Annotated in this window: 20 protein-coding genes; 7 read left to right on the forward strand and 13 right to left on the reverse strand. The window is 65.8% G+C overall.

The genetic code is table 11. The annotated features are described in order from the left end of the window. Positions 1-9: 9 nt before the first annotated feature. The 3 genes from VJ109_RS02785 to VJ109_RS02795 all read left to right on the forward strand — a co-directional run bounded on the left by VJ109_RS02785 (position 10) and on the right by VJ109_RS02795 (position 2,941). Complete coding sequence (locus VJ109_RS02785; RefSeq protein ID WP_324758833.1) at positions 10-1,254, forward strand: ornithine cyclodeaminase, nickel-pincer nucleotide-dependent; 1,245 nt, start codon at positions 10-12, stop codon at positions 1,252-1,254. Positions 1,255-1,601: 347 nt separating this feature from the next. Then, positions 1,602-2,036 carry a hypothetical protein gene (locus VJ109_RS02790; protein WP_324758835.1) on the forward strand — a complete coding sequence of 145 codons (435 nt, stop codon included), beginning with the start codon at positions 1,602-1,604 and terminating at the stop codon, positions 2,034-2,036. Next, the gene (locus VJ109_RS02795) at positions 2,033-2,941 is read left to right on the forward strand and encodes a hypothetical protein (protein ID WP_324758836.1); all 909 of its coding nucleotides are present in this window, start codon (positions 2,033-2,035) and stop codon (positions 2,939-2,941) included. Before VJ109_RS02790 ends, VJ109_RS02795 begins: the two co-directional genes overlap by 4 nt. 61 nt (positions 2,942-3,002) lie before the next feature. Here VJ109_RS02795 and VJ109_RS02800 read toward each other — a convergent pair whose 3' ends face one another. Next, a complete protein-coding gene (locus VJ109_RS02800; RefSeq protein ID WP_324758838.1) occupies positions 3,003-3,275 on the reverse strand; it encodes a DUF7553 family protein in 273 nt (90 codons plus the stop codon). A 78-nt stretch (positions 3,276-3,353) separates the two neighbouring features. Here VJ109_RS02800 and VJ109_RS02805 point away from each other — a divergent pair, with 78 nt between their 5' ends. Next, positions 3,354-4,664: a phosphoribosylamine--glycine ligase gene (locus VJ109_RS02805; RefSeq protein WP_324758840.1), complete on the forward strand. Its 1,311-nt coding sequence runs from the start codon at positions 3,354-3,356 to the stop codon at positions 4,662-4,664. A 94-nt stretch (positions 4,665-4,758) separates the two neighbouring features. Further along, complete coding sequence (locus tag VJ109_RS02810) at positions 4,759-5,754, forward strand: DUF368 domain-containing protein (RefSeq protein ID WP_324758842.1); 996 nt, start codon at positions 4,759-4,761, stop codon at positions 5,752-5,754. A gap of 12 nt (positions 5,755-5,766) precedes the next feature. Here VJ109_RS02810 and VJ109_RS02815 read toward each other — a convergent pair whose 3' ends face one another. The 4 genes from VJ109_RS02815 to crtID form a co-directional block, all read right to left on the reverse strand. Continuing rightward, a complete protein-coding gene (locus VJ109_RS02815; RefSeq protein ID WP_324758844.1) occupies positions 5,767-6,867 on the reverse strand; it encodes an NADH:flavin oxidoreductase/NADH oxidase in 1,101 nt (366 codons plus the stop codon). Between the two features lie 61 nt (positions 6,868-6,928). Then, positions 6,929-7,795, reverse strand: a complete 867-nt coding sequence (gene cruF, locus VJ109_RS02820; protein ID WP_324758846.1) for a bisanhydrobacterioruberin hydratase — start codon at positions 7,793-7,795, stop codon at positions 6,929-6,931. Beyond that, entirely contained in the window at positions 7,788-8,672 is an 885-nt protein-coding gene (locus VJ109_RS02825; RefSeq protein ID WP_324758848.1) for a prenyltransferase, read from the reverse strand. Before VJ109_RS02825 ends, cruF begins: the two co-directional genes overlap by 8 nt. After that, positions 8,669-10,156, reverse strand: a complete 1,488-nt coding sequence (gene crtID, locus VJ109_RS02830; protein WP_324758850.1) for a bifunctional phytoene desaturase/3,4-desaturase — start codon at positions 10,154-10,156, stop codon at positions 8,669-8,671. The genes VJ109_RS02825 and crtID overlap by 4 nt, the downstream gene beginning before the upstream one ends. A 137-nt stretch (positions 10,157-10,293) precedes the next feature. On the opposite strand from crtID, the gene VJ109_RS02835 reads away from it, so the two are divergent. Both VJ109_RS02835 and VJ109_RS02840 read left to right on the forward strand, forming a co-directional pair. Beyond that, complete coding sequence (locus VJ109_RS02835; protein WP_324758852.1) at positions 10,294-11,166, forward strand: ZIP family metal transporter; 873 nt, start codon at positions 10,294-10,296, stop codon at positions 11,164-11,166. Between the two features lie 51 nt (positions 11,167-11,217). Continuing rightward, positions 11,218-11,763 carry a cupin domain-containing protein gene (locus VJ109_RS02840; protein WP_324758853.1) on the forward strand — a complete coding sequence of 182 codons (546 nt, stop codon included), beginning with the start codon at positions 11,218-11,220 and terminating at the stop codon, positions 11,761-11,763. 5 nt (positions 11,764-11,768) lie between these two features. Here VJ109_RS02840 and VJ109_RS02845 read toward each other — a convergent pair whose 3' ends face one another. The 8 genes from VJ109_RS02845 to VJ109_RS02880 form a co-directional block, all read right to left on the reverse strand. Next, positions 11,769-12,644, reverse strand: coding sequence for a hypothetical protein (locus VJ109_RS02845; RefSeq protein ID WP_324758854.1), 876 nt, complete (start codon positions 12,642-12,644; stop codon positions 11,769-11,771). Positions 12,645-12,708: 64 nt separating this feature from the next. Continuing rightward, entirely contained in the window at positions 12,709-13,254 is a 546-nt protein-coding gene (locus tag VJ109_RS02850; protein WP_324758856.1) for an NUDIX hydrolase, read from the reverse strand. 24 nt (positions 13,255-13,278) lie between these two features. Next, positions 13,279-13,602, reverse strand: coding sequence for a transcription factor S (locus VJ109_RS02855; protein ID WP_324758858.1), 324 nt, complete (start codon positions 13,600-13,602; stop codon positions 13,279-13,281). Positions 13,603-13,634: 32 nt separating this feature from the next. Next, on the reverse strand, positions 13,635-14,327 hold the full coding sequence (locus VJ109_RS02860) for a DUF8135 domain-containing protein (protein ID WP_324758860.1): 693 nt from the start codon (positions 14,325-14,327) through the stop codon (positions 13,635-13,637). Then, positions 14,320-15,183, reverse strand: a complete 864-nt coding sequence (locus VJ109_RS02865) for a ribbon-helix-helix protein, CopG family (protein ID WP_324758862.1) — start codon at positions 15,181-15,183, stop codon at positions 14,320-14,322. The genes VJ109_RS02860 and VJ109_RS02865 overlap by 8 nt, the downstream gene beginning before the upstream one ends. Positions 15,184-15,249: 66 nt before the next feature. Then, the gene (locus VJ109_RS02870) at positions 15,250-16,086 is read right to left on the reverse strand and encodes an RAD55 family ATPase (protein WP_324758863.1); all 837 of its coding nucleotides are present in this window, start codon (positions 16,084-16,086) and stop codon (positions 15,250-15,252) included. An 80-nt stretch (positions 16,087-16,166) separates the two neighbouring features. Further along, positions 16,167-16,925, reverse strand: coding sequence for a hypothetical protein (locus VJ109_RS02875; protein WP_324758864.1), 759 nt, complete (start codon positions 16,923-16,925; stop codon positions 16,167-16,169). Continuing rightward, positions 16,915-17,808 (reverse strand): hypothetical protein, encoded by an 894-nt coding sequence (locus VJ109_RS02880; RefSeq protein WP_324758865.1) that lies wholly within the window; start codon positions 17,806-17,808, stop codon positions 16,915-16,917. Before VJ109_RS02880 ends, VJ109_RS02875 begins: the two co-directional genes overlap by 11 nt. Positions 17,809-17,856 lie beyond the last annotated feature (48 nt).

A 17,856-nucleotide genomic window follows, 5' to 3' on the forward strand; every position in this document is an offset into this window, starting at 1 on the left:
AGTTCCCCCATGACCGTCTCCCGCGTCGTCGAACTGGAGGGACACATCATCGACTCCGGAACGATGCAGTCCTGTTTCGGCCTCATCATGGACCTGGGTGGCTCCTTTACCGTCGAGGCGTTCGACATCGGCCGGCGGAAAGAGGAGGAGTCCTACGCCCGCCTGCTGGTCGAGGCCGACGACGAGGACGCCCTTCAGACGATCGTCCACGAACTCCATCAGATCGGCGCGAACCCCGCCGACCCCAAGGACGCGACGTTCGAACCCGCGCCCGCTGACAGAGTGGTGCCACACGGCTTCTACTCGACGACGAACCACCCGACGGATATCCGCTACGAGGGCGAGTGGCTCACGGTCGACCACATCGAGATGGACTGTGCCGTGGTCGTCGAGGACGGGGATCGGAGCCCGACAGGCGAACCCCGAGCGTACACGAAGGTCCTCAACGCCGTCGAAGCGGGCGACCTGATCGTCACCGGCGACACCGGCATCCGAGTCCGGCCCCCGGACCGGCCGCGGGACACCGGCGGCGCCTTCGGCTTCATGAAAGGCGGCGTCTCCTCGGAACGGCCCTCGGAGTCGACGATCCGGAAGGTCGCGACGGCGATCGAGGAGACGAAAAACGAGGGCGGAACCGTACTCGCGGTCTGTGGCCCCGCGCTCATCCACTCGGGCGCCCGCGAGGACCTCGCTCGCCTGGTCCGGGAGGGGTACGTCGACATGCTCTCGGCCGGCAACGGCTTCGCCGTCCACGACATCGAGCGGGACCTCTACGGGACCTCGCTGGGAATGAACACCGAAACGCTCGACCACCCCCGCCACGGCCACAAACACCACATTTACACGATCAGCGAGGTGATCCGCGAGGGTTCTATCGAGGCAGCCGTCGAATCCGGAACCATCGAGTCCGGCGTCATGTACGAGTGTGTCGAGCACGACCGGCCGTTCGTGCTTGCCGGGTCGATCCGCGACGACGGCCCGCTGCCCGATACGATCACCGACGCCATCGAGGCACAGAACGCCATCCGCGAGCAGGCCCACGAGGCCGACATGGTGTTGCTGCTCTCGACGCTGTTGCACTCCGTCGCCGTCGGGAACTGTCTGCCCTCGACGACGCGGGTGGTCTGTGTCGATATCAACCCCGCGACGGTCACGCAGTTGCTCGATCGTGGCTCGGCCCAGGCCGTCGGGATGGTCACCGACATCGGGACCTTCGTGCCGATTCTGGCCGACGAGTTGATCGGCGGGGAGTAGCGCCGCGAACGGAGTGAGCGGCTTTTTCGCCCACGTTTTTGCGCGAGTGGTGGCCGAGCATAGCGAGGCCACCCGACTCGGAAAAAGGTGGATCGCGGACCTTCGTGCCGATTCTGGCCGACGAGTTGATCGGCGGGGAGTAGCGCCGCGAACGGAGTGAGCGGCTTTTTCGCCCACGTTTTTGCGCGAGTGGTGGCCGAGCATAGCGAGGCCACCCGACTCGGAAAAAGGTGGATCGCGGACCTTCGTGCCGATTCTGGCCGACGAGTTGATCGGCGGGGAGTAGGACCGCGAACGGAGTGGACAATGGAGACAAGCTTATGTCGCCAGTTAGAAAAATCGAGGGTGTGTTCCGACGAACGTTCGTCACCGCGGCCGCGACCGCCCTGGCCGGCTGTGGCCTCGCCCCCTCGGAGCCCTCCACGGAGGGGTATCCGCAGTCCCCACCCAACGCCCTGTTCTCCTTCGAGTGGCGGCCCGAGGAGTCCGGCTACGAGGTGCGATTCGACCGCGGGAACGCCCTGACAGCAACGAACACGAGCGCCCTCTACGTCGTTTCCGACGACACCGAGACGCTCTGGGCCGCAAGCGAGGACGCGGGGTACGACGAGATGGGACCGCCGGTCGACTCGTTCCCCGTCGAACCCGGCGCGTCACTGCTCCATCCCTGTGACCGGCCCACGGACGTGCGTATCATCTGGGAGGGGGCCGACGAGGACACCTCGGTCGCACTCGACGAGCACCAGTCCCGACCGACAGCGACCGAGGAGGGAGCGGGATGAACCGACGGAGCTACCTCGCGGCCGCGGGGACCGCGGCGGCGGGGCTGTTCGGCTACGCCGGCGTCCGCGTCGCCGACCTCCGGCCGTACGACCCCGGCCTCCCCGGCGGCGAGACGCCAAACGAGCGGATCGTCGACGCGGCCCGGCACCGCTACGCGGCCGACCACCGGGCGATCACGACGGTGACCGTGACACGCGACAGTGCCGGCGAGAGCGGCTACCGGGTCGGCCGCGTCCGCGAGCACCACGAGCACTCCCGCCGGAAACACTGCTACGTTCTCACGACCGAGCGGGCACCACCACAGCCGAGCCCACAGCCGTATCAGGGGCTGCTCGGCCTGTTCCACTGGACGAACGTGACAGCGGGGTCGCTCCCGACGAGTTCGGTCGTCTACATGACCGACAGCGAGAGCCTCCAGAGCTGGACCGCACCGGCACCCGAAAGCGTCACAGCACGGCCGGAGTTGGGTGCCGAGCCACGCCACTCCCAGCAGGCCATCGAGGATTCGGGGATGTTCAGGAACGTTCTCCGTCCCCACGACGCGGCGTGGACCACCGTCAACAGCGGGACCTACGAACTCACCGACCTCGACGCCTACGCCAAGGCGGTAGTGCTACCCCGACAGATCGAACGGCTGGGCGAGGGCTGTGGGGTCCGTGTCACGCTCGACGAGGACGGGCGCCTCAGTCGGATCGTCGACGACTGTGCCGTGATCTTCGATCCGAGAGCACTGGCAGACGACGACGAGCGGGGCGACCTGGCCACCTCCCGGACGATCACCTTCCGCCGGGTGACCGCGTTCGATCGGTACGGGACCGCGACCGCGCCGCGTCCGACCGGCAGCGTCGACGTCGATCCGAGCGACCGCCTTCGGACGCTGCTCACCGACCTCACGATCTACTGACCGCGAACGGGCCGGTATCGGCGGCCCCGGCGGACGAGAAACAGTATCGGGACGGTCCGCCTCAGACGCCGTCGAGGTCCGAGCGGTAGTCGTTGATGTAGTCGTCGGCCTCCGAGAGCGCCGCTGCCACGTCGCTGCCGTCGCCGCTACCGAGGTCGTCGAGCGCCGACTGAATCCGGGCGAGTCGCCCGTGGTCGGGACCACGGTCCGCCGTCGAGAGCCGGTCTAGCTGTGCAGCCAGCTCCGAGAGGCGTTCGCGGGCGTCATCGCTGTCTGTCGATTCGGCGGCCGATTCGAGTGCTTCGCTCGCTGCACCGAGTTCCTCGCGAGTCATACTCGGCCGTTCGACCAAGGGGGGTAAAACCGTTCCGACGGCGCGGAGCTATTTACCGCCCCGGGAAGATGTCACGGTATGGATACCCGGAACTTCCTCTTCTGTTCGCTGGACGCCGCGCTGATCACGGATCTCGCCTGGCAGGTCCATCGTGAGGGCCACGACGTGAAATACTACATCGAAGCCGAGAGCGACGGGGAGATCGGCGACGGGTTCGTCCCGAAGACCGACGACTGGCGCACAGAAGTCGAATGGGCCGACGTGATCGTCTTCGACGACATCTGGGTCGGCTCGGAGATCGGGACCGGCGAACTCGCACAGGAGTTACGCGAGCAGGGGAAGGCCGTCGTCGGCGGGACACCGAACACCGACCACCTCGAAGAGGACCGCGGATACGCGATGGAGATTCTCGAAGAGCACGGCGTGAATACCGTCGAACACCACGTCTTCGACGACTTCGATGCCGGCATCCAGCACGTCCAAGAGCACCCTGCCCCGTACGTCATCAAACCGCTGGGCGAAGTCCAGAACGTCAAGCGCTTGCTGTACGTCGGCAACGAAGACGACGGGAGTGACGTCGTGGACGTGCTGAAGGCGTACAAGAAGGCGTGGGGCCACCGGATGAAAGGGTTCCAACTACAGCGGAAAGTCGACGGCGTCGAAGTCGCGATCTGTGGGTTCTTCGACGGTGAGGAGTTCATCGACCAGGTCAACTTCAACTTCGAACACAAGAAGCTGTTTCCGGGAAACATCGGTCCCTCGACCGGCGAGATGGGAACGTCGATGTTCTGGGCCGGACAGAACAGATTGTTCGAAGAGACCTTCGGCAAACTCGAAGGTTGGCTCGCCGAGGAGGGGTACGTCGGGAGCATCGACCTGAACTGTATCGTGAACGACAACGGGATCTATCCCCTGGAGTTCACGCCGCGGTTCGGCTACCCGACGATCGCACTCCAGGAGGAATCGATCGAGTCCTCGACCGCCGAGTTCTTCTACGACCTCGCACACGGCAACGACCCCGAGCTGGCGGTCCACAGCGGCTACCAGGTCGCGGTGCGGGTCGTCCTGCCGCCGTTCCCGTTCGACGACGGGAAGACCTACGACGAGAACTCCCGGAACGCCGCGGTCGTCTTCGAGACCGATCACCGCGACGGCGTCCACATCGAGGACGCGAAACGGGTCGACGGCCAGTGGCGGGTCGCGGGCGACAACGGCATGCCGATCGTCGTCACGGGGATGGGGGAGACGATGCAACAGGCCCGCGAGCAGTGTTACGACCGGCTCGACGACATCGTGATGCCGAACATGTACTACCGGGACGACATCGGCGAGCGCTGGATCGACGGTGACGGCGACCGGCTCCAGGCGTGGGGGTATCTGGGGCCGTAAGGTGACAGCGTGTCTCTCGGGACGAACCGTGAGGCGACACCCCGGAGTCGGGACTTCACAAGAGACTTCACCACCATCGGAGAAATGACCGGCAATGACGACCGTGCCCGAGGAGGTGCCGACGCTGCGTAGTTCGGTGCCGTCGGCCCGCGAGTGGCTCCGGACCTTCGTAATCGGAATCTGCATGGGCAGTGCCGACGCCGTTCCGGGCGTCTCCGGGGGGACGATCGCGCTCATCGCCGGCATCTACGAGCGGCTCATCGGCGCGGTCAACGCCATCACACCCGAACGCGTCGTCCGGTTCCTGCGCGCGCTGACGCCCCTCGACGGGGGAATTTCGCCAGGAGGGGCACTCGCCGTCTTCGAGGAGGCCGACGGCTGGTTCGTCGTCGGTCTCTGTACGGGGATCGCTATCGCCGTCGTTCTCGTCACGCGGCTCATTCACATCCTCGATCAGACGGTCCCGACGCTGCTGTTCGGGTTCTTTTTCGGGCTCATCGCCGCGTCCGCACTCGTCCTGGTCCGGGACCTCTCGGTCGAGACGCGGTTTCAGGCCGTCGCCGGCGTCACCGGCTTCCTGCTGGCGTTCCTGCTGTCGGGGGAGGCCGAGTTTCTGGAGGGTGGCGGGCTCCTGTTAGTCTTCGTCGCCGGCGCCATCGCCGTCAGTGCGATGATCCTCCCGGGGATCTCCGGCTCGCTGTTGCTCGTCATCCTCGGCCAGTACACGCGGATGTCCGAAACCCTCAGTGACTTCATCGACTCGCTGATCGGCCTCGTCACCGGCGGTGGCCTCGGCGACGTGCTCGCCCACGGTACCGTGGTCGGGACGTTCATGCTGGGCGGGCTGGTCGGGCTGTTCACCATCTCGCGTGCCGTTCGGCGTGCGCTGGACCGCAACCGGCGGGCGACGCTCGCGTTCCTCGTCGCGCTCGTCGTCGGCGCGCTGCGAGCGCCCGTCCAAGAGGTTCACGACGAGGTGGGGTTCACCCCGGAGGTCGCCGCGGCGTTCCTGGCGGCGGGCGTCGTCGGCGCGGCCCTGCTGCTCGTGCTCGACTGGTACGCCGTCGATCTGGACCTGGACTCGGTCTGAGCCGACGCGGCGTCAGAACCCGATCGCGCGGCGGTACTGAGGCGGTCCCTCGATCTCGTCGGTCGCGTCCAGCGCGTCGGCGGCGTGGAGCGCGAAGTACGGGTCCCGGAGGTGTTCACGGCCGACGATCGCCAGATCGGCCCGCTCGTTGGCGATCACGGCTTCGGCCTGTTCGGGGGTGGTGATCCCGCCGACCGCACCGACCGCGATGTCGCTGTCCGTCTCGGCGCGGATGCGTTCGGCGTACCGCAGTTGGTAGTTCGGACCGGCGTACTCCGGCCGGGACTGTGGGTGGATGCCGCCGCCGCTGACGTCGATCAGATCCGCGCCGACATCGGCCAGTTGGTCGGCCAGCCGGACCGAGTCCTCGACCGTCCAGGCGTCCCGGTCGGGGAGCCAGTCCGTCGCGGAGATCCGCACGAAGACCGGCTTGTCGTCGGGCCAGACCTCGCGGACGGCCCCCGTCACCTCGCGGGTCAGGCGGGTCCGACCGTCGAAGTCGCCGCCGTAGTCGTCCTCGCGGTGGTTGGTCACGGGCGAGAGGAACTCGTGGAGCAGATAGCCGTGGGCAGCGTGGACCTCGGCGACTTCGAAGCCCGCGGCGAGTGCCCGCTCGGCCCCGCTTCGGAAAGAATCGATCACCTGCTCGATGCCCTGCTGATCCAGTCGCTCGGTCCGCGGGGCCTCGCCGTCGTAGGGCCAGGGCTCGCCGCTGGGGCCGACCACGTCCCAGCCGCCGTCCTCGGGGGCGACCGGTTCGTGTCCCTCCCAGGGCCGACTCGTCGAGGCTTTCCGCCCGGCGTGTGCCAACTGGATCGCCGGGACGCTCCCCTGTGCGCTGACGAACTCGGTGATCGGTTCCAGTGCGGCCCGGTGGTCGTCGCTCCAGATCCCCAGATCTTCCGGGGAGATGCGCCCGCGCGGCTCGACGGCGGTGGCTTCGGTCATCACAAGACCCGCCCCGCCGACGGCACGCGAGCCCAGGTGGACGCGGTGCCAGTCGGTCGCCAGGCCGTCCCGGTCGTCACAGGAGTACTGACACATCGGCGAGACCATCACGCGGTTCGGGACCGTCGTCTCGCGGAGTTCGAGTGGTGAGAACAGCGCTGTCATCGTTCGGGGAAGGGGATCGACGCTGAAAGACCCGCCGACGGCCGTCGATCCTGCCGGTTTCTCAGCGCCGGACCGCCCGGCCCAGTCGCGTCTCCGAGAGGTCGAAGTCGAAGCGGTCGGTCCAGAGCAGACTGCCGCCCAGCAGCGCCGCCAGCCCGACGGGAACCCAGTTCGCGTAGAAGAGGTTGATCCCGCCCCACAACAGGACGAAGCTCACCAGGTCGTCGAGCATGAACTCGCAGGACTCCAGCCGGCGACGGAGGCCTGCCCGGTCGAACCCCAGATCGAACAGCAACACGGCGATCGACCCCGACAGGAGCCATCCCTGGTAGTTCTGCCAGGGGACGCCGTAGAACTGCCCCAGTTCGTACTCCCAGAAGCCGATCGCCACTGCCCCGGGGTCCAGTACCAGGTCGACGAGCAGTACCGTCGCCAGCGTCGCCAGGAGCCGTGGAAGCATCGACTCGGCGCGTCGGCCGAGCAGGAGCAACACGAGCAGGTAGCTGTTCAACACCAGCGGGAAGAAGAAGACCGGCAGTCCAAGCGGGACCTCCCCGAGCAACATCGGCCCCAGGTCGACGCCGTACGTGAACTCGCCGTAGGGCCAACCGGTGCGGACGCCGTAGAGTTCGATGCCGTACGAATAGGCCGTCAACAGCCCCAGTGCGGCGACGGCCTTCCGATCGAGCAGGGGAGCTATCCCGGCGACCAGCGGCAGGCGCATCACGAGCGTCCCGAAGAGGACGAAGAAGGGGTTGAACGCCAGCGGCGGCGGGAGCAGGTTCTCGGCGCTGGCGAGCAGCGTCACCGCACCGACCAGCGGGAAGACGACGGCGATGGTAAACCGATGTTCACGGACGAGCGCGTCCAGCCGCCGGGTCGCTGCTCTCCGGTCCTCCGGGACCTGCCAGCCCAGTAGCTCAGCCATACAGCATCACCCACAGGCCGAGCATCGTGAACGCCATCCCGACGACGGTGTTGATCGCCGGATACCACCAGTAGGCCTCGTCGATGTCGACGCCGATGCCGAGGATGCCGAAGACGAGTCCGGGGTAGATCAACAGGAGCAACCCGAACACCCAGTGGGTGTAGGTGAACACGAACGCGGCGGTGAGCCAGCACATCACGCAGTAGTAGTAGGTGTTGGACTCCCCCAGGAACGTCGCGGTCGTCTCAATGCCGGCCTCGCGGTCGGGTTCGATATCGGGGATCGCCGAGAAGGTGTGCATCCCCATCGTCCAGAGCCAGGCGCCGGCGACGGCCGTGGCCGGCGGCGCGACCCCCTCGATGGCGGCGTAGGCGACGACGCCAGGGAGGATATACAGCCCGTTCGAGATCGAATCGAGGAACGGCGTGGTCTTGAACCGCAGCGGCGGCGCCGAGTACTCCACGGAGAGGACCGCCCAGGCGCCGAGCGCGAGCACGCCCAGCGGCGGCAGCCACGGGACGAAGGCCAGCGCGAGGAGGCCGGAGAGGACGATCGTCGCGGTGACGGCGGTGTCCTCGCTCCGGAAACTCACCTCGCGGCCCTCGTCTTTCTTCGGGTTGTGTTCGTCGACGTCGGCGTCGAAGACGTCGTTGACGCCGTAGAGGAAGACGTTGGCCGGTAGCGTGAAATACAGGAACAGCGCGATCGACAGCGGCGAGAACAGTTCGGCCGGTCCGTCGGCCGCGTAGGTCGCCGCGACGATGACCGGTCCGCCCTGGTAGAGCCAGAACCGGGGACGGGAGAGCCGCAGCAGGTAGCCGATACGGCTCTCCTCCGAGGGGACGACCTCGGCGAGACGGTCCGTGACGGTGCTCATTGGGCGTCGTCGATCAGTGCCTGTGCCGTGTGTTCGCCGCTGATGAGACACATCGGGACCCCGATGCCGGGCGTCGTAAACGAACCCGTGAAGTAGAGCCCGTCGACGGCCGAGGAGCGGTTGTTCGGCCGGAGCAGCGCCGTCTGGCGCAGCGTGTGGGCCAGGCCGAGCGCGGTGCCCTCCGTGGCGTTGTACCGCTCGCCGAAGTCCGAGACGGCGAACTGTTTCTCGTAGACGATGCGGTCCCGCAGGTCCACGCCCGTGTTCTCGGCGATGTCGGCCAGGATCTTCTCGCGGTACTCCTCACGGATCGCCTCGCCGTCGTGGAGCCCCGGCGCGACGGGGACCAGGACGAACAGGTTCGAGTGTCCGTCGGGAGCCACCGTGTCGTCGGTCTTCGAGGGGACACAGAGGTAGTAGGCCGGGTCGTCGGGCCAGTCAGGTTCCTCGAAGATGTCGTCGAAGTGGGGCTCCCAGTCGGTCGGGAGCACGAGCGTGTGGTGTTCCAGGGGCTCGACGTCGCCCTCGACGCCCATGTACATGAGAAACGCCGAGGGGGCGTAGGTCCGGTCGTCCCAGTAGTCGTCGTCGTACTGGCGTTCGTGGTCGGGCAACAGCTCCCGCTCGGCGTGGGCGTAGTCGGCGTTGACGACCACGCGGTCGGGGTGTGACACGTCGCCCGCCTTGGTCTGGACGAGGAACCCGTCCTTCCGGCGGGTGATCTCGTCGACTTCCGCGCTGGTCTCGTAGGTGACTCCGAGGTCGGTTCCCAGTTCCACGAGCCCGTCGACGACGCTGTAGATGCCACCCTCGGGGTAGTAGACGCCGAGGTTGAAATCGACGTGGCTCATCATGTTGTACAGCGCCGGCGTGTTCTTCGGCGAGCCGCCGAGGAACACCAGCGTGTACTGCATGATCTGCTGGAGCTTCGGGTGTTCGAAGTAGTCCTCGACGTGGCCCTGCATCGAGCCGATGAGCTGGAGGCCGACCGGTGCGGCGGTCAGCACGTCCAGATCGATCCAGTCACGCAGGCGCGAGCGGTCCTCGTAGACGAACTTGTTCATCGCCGTCTCGTAGTGGGACTCGCTGGTCTCCAGGTAGTCGTCGAACGCCTCGCCGGCCCCGGGTTCGTAGGACTCGAACAGGTCACGCATCTCCTCGTGGTCGCCGGTCACGTCGAGTCGGTCGCCGTCCTTGAAGAAGATCCGATAGTGGGGGTCGAGAGGCTCCAGGTCGTAGAAGTCGCTCGGCTCGCGCCCGAAGTACGCGAAAAAGCGCTCGAAGACATCGGGCATCAGATACCAGGAGGGACCCATATCGAAGCGGAACCCCTCGGCCTCCAGTTGGGAGGCGCGGCCGCCGACATGGTCGTTCTTTTCCAACACACGGACGTCAGCACCGGCATCGGCCAGATAGCAGGCCGCTGAAAGCCCGCCGAAGCCGCCCCCGACGACCGTAACTGCCGTTCCGGAGAGGGAACTCATTGTCTCTACACCCGAGCGGAACGACCATAAAACGGTTGCCCAACAGCGTTGTGTGTGATATACGTCACTCTCCCGGACACTGCTGTCGGCCCCACTACCCGATGGATTTATTAGTAACTATGCGTTGTTAGTAGTTAATGGCTATTAACGAAGTTAGAATTTTTAATAACTCCGACCGCCCGTCCCTCGTCGGTGTTGCCAGCGTCGTCGTACTGATCGCGCTCTCGGCACTGGCCGTCACCGGCGGGCTCGTCAAAGTACTCGTCATCTCGTGGGTCGCGTTCGCGGCGATGGTCGCGGGTGCGTGGCTGAGCGTGCGGGCTGAACGGACCAACCCGCATCGGCTCGTCTGGGGGTACGGACTCGCCAGCGGGGCGATGGTCACCTCGGCAGCGATGTTCCTGGTCCCCCAGGCGATGGGGCTAGGCGGACAGGCCGGTTCACCCCGCATCGGCGGCATCGGCATCGCGCTGGGACTTGTCGTCGGCTACGCCAGCCACACCATCGGCCACCGTCTCACCCACGTCGAGACGAGTTTCGACACGACGACGGCGGCCATCGCCGCCCACGCGCTCTCGGCCGGGCTCATCATCGGGCTGGTCTACGGTTCGATGCCGACGCTGGGCCTCCTGCTCGGACTGGCGATCGTCTCACACAAGGGGCCTGCCGGCTACGCGGCCGCCCGACGGCTGAGTCGGAACGGGAAGTCCGCGACGGCGCTCCTGTTGCCCGCGGCCGGCGTCGGACTGACCGCGATCCCTGCGGCGCTGCTTGCCGTCCCGCGGGCACCGGCACTCAACGCCGTCGTCTTCGGGTTCGCCGCGGGCATCTTCCTCCACGTCGCGATGGACTTCCTGCCCAACTGCGAGGCCGGCAGCGAGATCGACGAGGTCTGTTCGCTGCACGAACACTCCCACGATCTGCTCGACGAGTTGCGAACCCACGCGGTCGGCTCGACCGTCGTCGGGGCGACGGCAGTCGTCCTCGCCTGGCTCGCGCTGCCGGCCTGAATCGGGGGAGCGTTTTTTTACTCTCGGCTCGGTTGTCGGTGCTGTTCCGGTATGAGCGACGAAAGTGATTCGAACAGCCGTTCCGATCTGACCCCGCGATCCCTCGATTACACCCACCTCCCCGACCAGACGATGTACAAGGTGTCCCTCGACGACGCGAGTTGTGTCCAACAGGGTGGCGAGGACATCCGGACGTACCCGGTCTGTGTCACGAACGAGTTCAAACAGCTGTACTTCGAGATGGAGCCCGGCGCGACGATCGACTGGCACACTCACACCCCGAGCTTCGACGAGTTCTGCCTGTGTCTGGCCGGGAAAGCCCGCTACACGCTAGCACAAGAAGACGGCACTGAGCAGATCATCGAAGTACAACCGCGCGAGTTCGTCTACCTCCCGGGCGGCGCTCGTCACACGATCGAGGCGATCGGTGACGAGCGACACGAGGGCCTCGTGACGATGCCGCCCGAGCCGGTCGGCCGGATGGAACTGCTAGAAGGCGCCGCCCCGTACGATCCCGACGACTGGCCCATCGCCCTCTGGGTCGACCGCAAACGCGACGAACTCGTCCGCAAGGACGCCGCGGCCGTCTCCGAGTGAATCAGTCACTCCGCACCGCTCGCGGTCGCGGTTCCCTCGTCGGTCCACCCTGGCGTCTTCGTCCGTTCTGTCGGCTCGATCGTGTGTGAGAGCGCCGGGTCATCGCCGGGGGTATCGAGACGATAGGTCACCGCGTGCGGGTCGGCATCCGGCGAGAACGGACTCCGGGCGTCGTGGGTGATCGTCCGCTCCTGGCCGGGATCGAGCGTCCCCGCGATGCGCCGGAGCGGCGCCGAAGCGATCAGCGGCCCGGAGCGGTTGAGCGCGAGCGTATACCACCCCGAGCGGTCGCCCTCGTTTGTCACCGTCACCAGCAGTACCGGGTCCCTGTTCGGCCCGGCCCGGTCGGGGCCGCGCATCGTCACGTCGAACGTCGGCAGCGGTGCTTCGAGTCGATCGCGCACCGGCTGTGGCGGTTCCCACGTTCGCTCGCCGAACTGTAGCCGCGCGTCGCTGGCGTCGCCGGTCTCCGGCAGCCCGAACAGCACCGGTCCGGAGCCGTCACTGTATCTGACTCCCCACTCCTCGTCCCGGTAGAGCCCGTTCTGGAGCGTGGTCGGCGAGAACCGCTGGCCGTCGAACCGAAACTCGAAGGCGTCGTACGCAGGACCCGCTCCCGAGACCTGGACGACGAGGTACTGCCCGAACTCGTCGAAGACGCCGATCGAATCTGGCGTGTTCGGGCCGACGACCCCCGGCTGGACGGCTGCGCTCGTGATCTCGACAGCCGAAGAGCCCGTGGCAGGTGCTGTCGTCGGTGTCGTCGACGAGCGATCCGTCCGACGCTCCGGCGAATCGGCGGGTCCGTCGGTTCCCTGGAGACAGCCGGCGGTCCCGGCGACCAGCGAGCCACAGAGCCCGAGGAAGTGGCGGCGGCGCATACGAGACGCTTCCACCCGTCGGTGTAAGTGTCTTCAGTAGGCTTCGAGCGGGTTTTGACCGATATCACTCGGCTTCCTCGGACTTCCGTTGTGGGATCTCGTGAAGACGTTCGGGGAGGTTCTGGAACCACGTCGCCGCCAGCACGCCGTGGTCGGCCTCGCCCTCGACGATGTCGGTCGAGACAGCCGTTCCCTCGAACACCACGCTGAGCATGTGGAGCCGGTCGTCGGCGTCGGCCTCGTTGACGACCGTCTGCCAGCGGACGTAGTACAGCGAGCCCAGGTCGGCCTCGACACCGGTTTGTTCGGTCAGCGTCCGCAGGGCCGTCCCGTCGAGACCGTCGTCGGTCGCCGGTTCGTGACCGCCACCGGGTGTCCCCCAGGTGTCGGGCGCGCCCTCGTGTCGAATGAGCAGGACACGTCCCGCATCGTCAGTGACCCAGGTCCCCGCGTCGCCCAGCCACCCCTCCTGGGCGAGGTCTCGTCCCGCCTCGAACAGGTCGGGATCGTTGGTTACGGTCTGGCGGTCCACCTCGACCTCGCCGTAGCGGTCGAGGAGTCGCTGTAGTTCCGTCCGGACCGCCTCCCGGGTCCGTTCTTCCAGTGTCATACGGAGACGGCGTCGGGCAGCGGGTTAATTGTACTCCCGCCAGCGGTGGCCACAGTCCTGGCATTTGAAGAACCTCGTCGGCGGTTCGTCGGCCGAGCCGGTCTGTTTGATCGTATACCAGGCCTTCCCGTGGCCACACTCGTCGCAGGTGACATCGTTGGCCGTCGGTTTCCCCTCGAAGTTCGCGCCCTCCTCGGTCTCGATGACGTCGTCGTCGCTCTGTTCGTCCGTCGTGACGAACTCGGCGGCGCGGTCCGTGTCTTTCGCCGCCCGTGTGCCACAGGACTGACAGACCATCTCGTCGCCATCGGCGTGCATCATCGAACCGCAGTCGTCGCAGAACTGCATGTGTAGCGGTCGTCGGCCCGCGAAGAAAACCGTTACTCCTCGTTCTCTAGAGCCCGTTGCTCGGCGACGATCGGACAGTCCGCCAGCCGGACCGTCTCCATGTCGATGAACTCCAGAATCTGCGCCTCGTCGTGAGAGCAGTTCACCGCCGGCGGCCCGGAGAAGAACTCACACTGCTCGCAGTACCGGTGTTTGGACACCTCGGCGTAGCCCACGTCCGGCACCTCCGTGACCGACTCGCCTGCCGGCCCATCGTCGTCCTCGGCGGTGATCTCCTCCCAGACCGAGTCGGCGTCGATACTGCCGACGTCGACACGTTCGAAGGCACTCTCGCCCCCCTCGAAGGGGTCGCCTTCTCGGTCGTCCATCCCGGCGAAGGGGTCGTCGGCCGACCCCGGGGCCGGCCCGTCGTCGGCTGCTGGACCGGTCGGTTGTGCCCCCTGGGGCTCCGAGTGGCTCTGGGTTGCACCGTCGTCTGTGGCCTCATCCGTACCCGCTCGCTCGAAGACGTTGTCCCCGTCCTCCTCGTCGGACCATGCCTGCTCGAAGCGGTCCGCTCCGTCGTCGTTGGAGGCTGGAGGGGTGTCCTCGAAGACATCGGTAACTTCCGGCACCGTGTCGTCGGTCGACTCCTCGTCGTCCCCAGTTAGCCGTTCGAACGGGTCCCCCTCCCGGTCGTCGGTGTCGAGGTCCGCAAACGGGTCCTCCGGATCGTCGTCACTCATTCGTCTCGCCCGCTTCGAGTTGCGAAGCAGTCACCAATCGTGCCTTCTTGCGGAGGAAACCGCCATCGGGGCGAACGTCGGTAACCGTCGTCTCACAGTGGGGACACTGGGGATCGGTCAGCAACCCGATGTCGACCTGTTCGTCACAGCTCTCACAACTGGCTGTCGAGATCCCTTCCTGGGCAGCGGCGCGTTTGATCCGGTCGACCGCCCGCTTGTGGTTGCTCTGGCCGCCCTGTTCCTCGCGGAGATCGGTGACAACCCAGGCGACCCGCTTGAGTTTGTCTTCCACGTCGTCGAGGCGGTCGGCGAGGTCCGCGATCTCCTCGTCCTGGTCGGCGAGCGACGCGTCGACCTCGTCGCGAAACGACGCCAGGTCGTCGGTCAGCAACTCCAGTTCACGATCGAGTTGGTCGATCTCCTCGAATGCCTCGTGATCGTGTCTCTTCGGTGCCTTCTGGTCGAGTTCGCGTTTGAGCTGGATGACTCGATCGCGAACGTCGTCGATCTTTTCGTCGAACTCCGACTCGACCTCGGAGAGATCGGCGTCGATCCGACCCTCGACCGCGTCGGCGATGTCCGGCAGTCGATCGCCGATAATCCGTTCCGCCTGTTCGTTGACGCGGTCATCGACGGTCGCAGTGATCTCTTCTCGAACCACGTCGTCGCCATCGCCGGCCGGGGACAACGCGATGTCGTCACCCAGGTCGTCGGCGGCCCGATACGACGACAGGAGCTGGCGGACCACTTCGTCTCGGGAGACTCCGAGCCGGGCAGCTCGGTCGTCGAGCCACTCGTCGAGTTCCCCCGAAAGCTCGACGGTGATACTCACGTCCTCCGTCGACTCACTGGCCATTACGTACCGGTATTTGAACCAGACAGTTAAGCGTTTGCCGCTGATTTCAGCCGTCGAAAGTCGCACCTACCGGATTTTCCGGACATCGCTGATGTCGAAACCTGCGTCGCCGATCTCGGTCTCGAACTGGACGATGTTCTCGTCCTCGATCTCGGAGAGGACCCCGCGGAACTGTTTGATGACGAGCGTCCGGGCTCGCGTGGAGCCACCGGACTCCCAGGCGAAACTCATCGTCCCGTGGGCGGCGTCGCTGAGCTGGCCGTGTCTGACATCCGAGAGTGTGTCGTGGTTGACGTACAACAGGATGAGTCCGCCCCATTCGTGGGCCGCCTTCTGGAGCCCCGAGACGAGGAAGCTGATGTCGGCCCAGTTGATCTCCTCACCCATCGCACTGACCAGGTCCGACAGCGAGTCGATAACTACGAGGTTGCCGCTGGCGACATCGTTCAGCAGGATCCCCAGCGCGCCCAGCAGGTCGTCGCGTTCGTGACGAGCCCGGAGGTCTTTGATGCTGTCCGTCCGCTCGGCGTACCACTCCCGCGGGACCGGACTGATGTGGAAGTACCGCTCCGAGAGGTCGTGGAACTCGACGCCCTCGGTCCCGGCGTCGACGATATCGTCGTCCATCGCGATACGCATCTCTTCGGTGAGCTGTGAGCCACTGGCAGTAAAGGAGATGTAGTGGACCTCGTCGGGCAGGACGGCGTCGGCCGACGGCGTTCCGTAGTAGAGATCGAACAGTTCGTCGTCGACCTCGGCCAACCCGTTGATGAGGGCGCTGGTGTGCATGAACTCACGTGCACCGGCACCTGCTTCGCCCGACAAGAGGACCACGCTACCGGTCGGCGCCCCACCGTTGACGATGGAGTCCAGTTGCCCGACACCGAACGGAATCCGCTCCATACACTCAGTCACTACCATACTCGCTTAAACCTGTGGGGACTGGACTCCCGGCATCCCCGCCGCCCCCTCGGACACGGAGCCTAGTCCCGGCGGCCCTCCGGATCGGCCGTGAGTGTCCCGTCGGGGAGCACCCACAGAAGCAGCAGCGTCAGGTAGCCGAGCGTGTAGCCGGCACCGCCGGCCACGAAGACGCTGATGTCGCCACCGATCGACGAGAGATTGACGACCTCCGCACCGCTCAGGACGAGTACCGTCCCGTAGAGCAGATAGGCCGGGAGATCGACCGTCGAGACCTTCCAGAACAACCCGAAAAGCGAGATGGCGAACGTGAGGACGGTCCAAACCACGACGAGCAGGTTCCCGGCCGGCACCGAGAGACCGTTCACGTAGAGGAGCGCCCCGATAAAGGCGTAGAACGCGATCATCCCGAGGAGAAACAGCACGAGCCCCCGGAGAAGCTTCTGTGTCATCGTCGTCTGCCCCGGCGTCGACCACGTCCTGCGGACCTCCGAGAAGTTGCGGACGACGTAGGCGAGCTTCGGGTAGATGATGACCGCCGAAGCCCCCTCGATCCACTTGGCGCTGAAGGCGAACAGAATCGCGTACGTCGTCGGATTGCGGACGACGAACCCCGGTAGTGCGAGCAGGTTGGTCATCGCCCACACGTAGACGAGTCCGGCCAGCCCGGGGACCAGGTACTCGAAGTTCGAGCTTACACCCGTGAACAGTTGTCGCAATCCGCTCCGGAACAGCCCGATCGAGCAGACGAACAACCCGAGGACGATCACTGTCGGACCGAGCCATCCCGGTACGAACTCGACGACCCATTCAAGAACCATACGTATGCTCGGCTTTCCGGAGGAACTCTCTCGTGACCGCCCCGACGACCAGCAACAGGAGGAAGATCGGCGCAGCGAGGACCGTGAAGTTACCGGTCAGCTCCACGGGAGCGTTCGGTGGGATGACCGTCACCCCGAAGATCGTGAGGCCGAACACCGAGAGGACGACGGCCGGGAGGATGACGATCTGTGCGCCAGCGCCCGTGACGAGATAGCTGTACTTCATCTGCCGCGGGCCGATGTCCCGCCCCAGCGGGAACATGGCCAACAGCGTGATCAGACCGATCACCAGATACAGATCGAGCCGGACGACCTTGAGCAGTTGTACCACGAACTCGTAATCGTCGTGGAACAGTTCGGACTGGTAGACAGCGACTTCCGGCGCCGAGAGCAGGGACGCACCGGAAGACGGGATCGGCGGGAACACAACAGCGACCAGACGGGCGAGAACGAGCGAACAGAGGAAAAGCACGACGATAGTTTCCCCGCGGACGCGGGCGGAGCGGCCCGGATTCGGACTGGTAGTCCCTCGACCACTGTCCGTGCTATCGCCCCGGAGGCGATCAATCCACGAGTCGCTCCGGGCGTGCCGATCGGGATTCGAGCCGATTTCGTCCCTCACCCAGAACACGATCCCACAGATACCGACGACGACGAGGAAGATCGCCTCCTGGAAGAGCGCCAGGTACGCACGGATCGCGAGCGCTACCGACGTAACCGACGAGAAGATCATATCGAGGACGACGCCGGTCGCGACAAGCTGGCCCAGCAGATACGCCTTCACTCCGACCGGCAGCGAGGTGTAGACGTTCGCCACGATGAACCCGAACGGGAGGAGATGGAGCAGCGCCATCGTCTTCAGTAAGTTCGCGAACCCTGTCACAAACCATTCTGGAGACCGTCACAGAATATGTTCTTCGGTCCCGTCTGT

It is taken from the genome of Haloarcula montana (assembly GCF_035666295.1).
In the GTDB taxonomy this organism is placed as follows: domain Archaea; phylum Halobacteriota; class Halobacteria; order Halobacteriales; family Haloarculaceae; genus Haloarcula; species Haloarcula montana.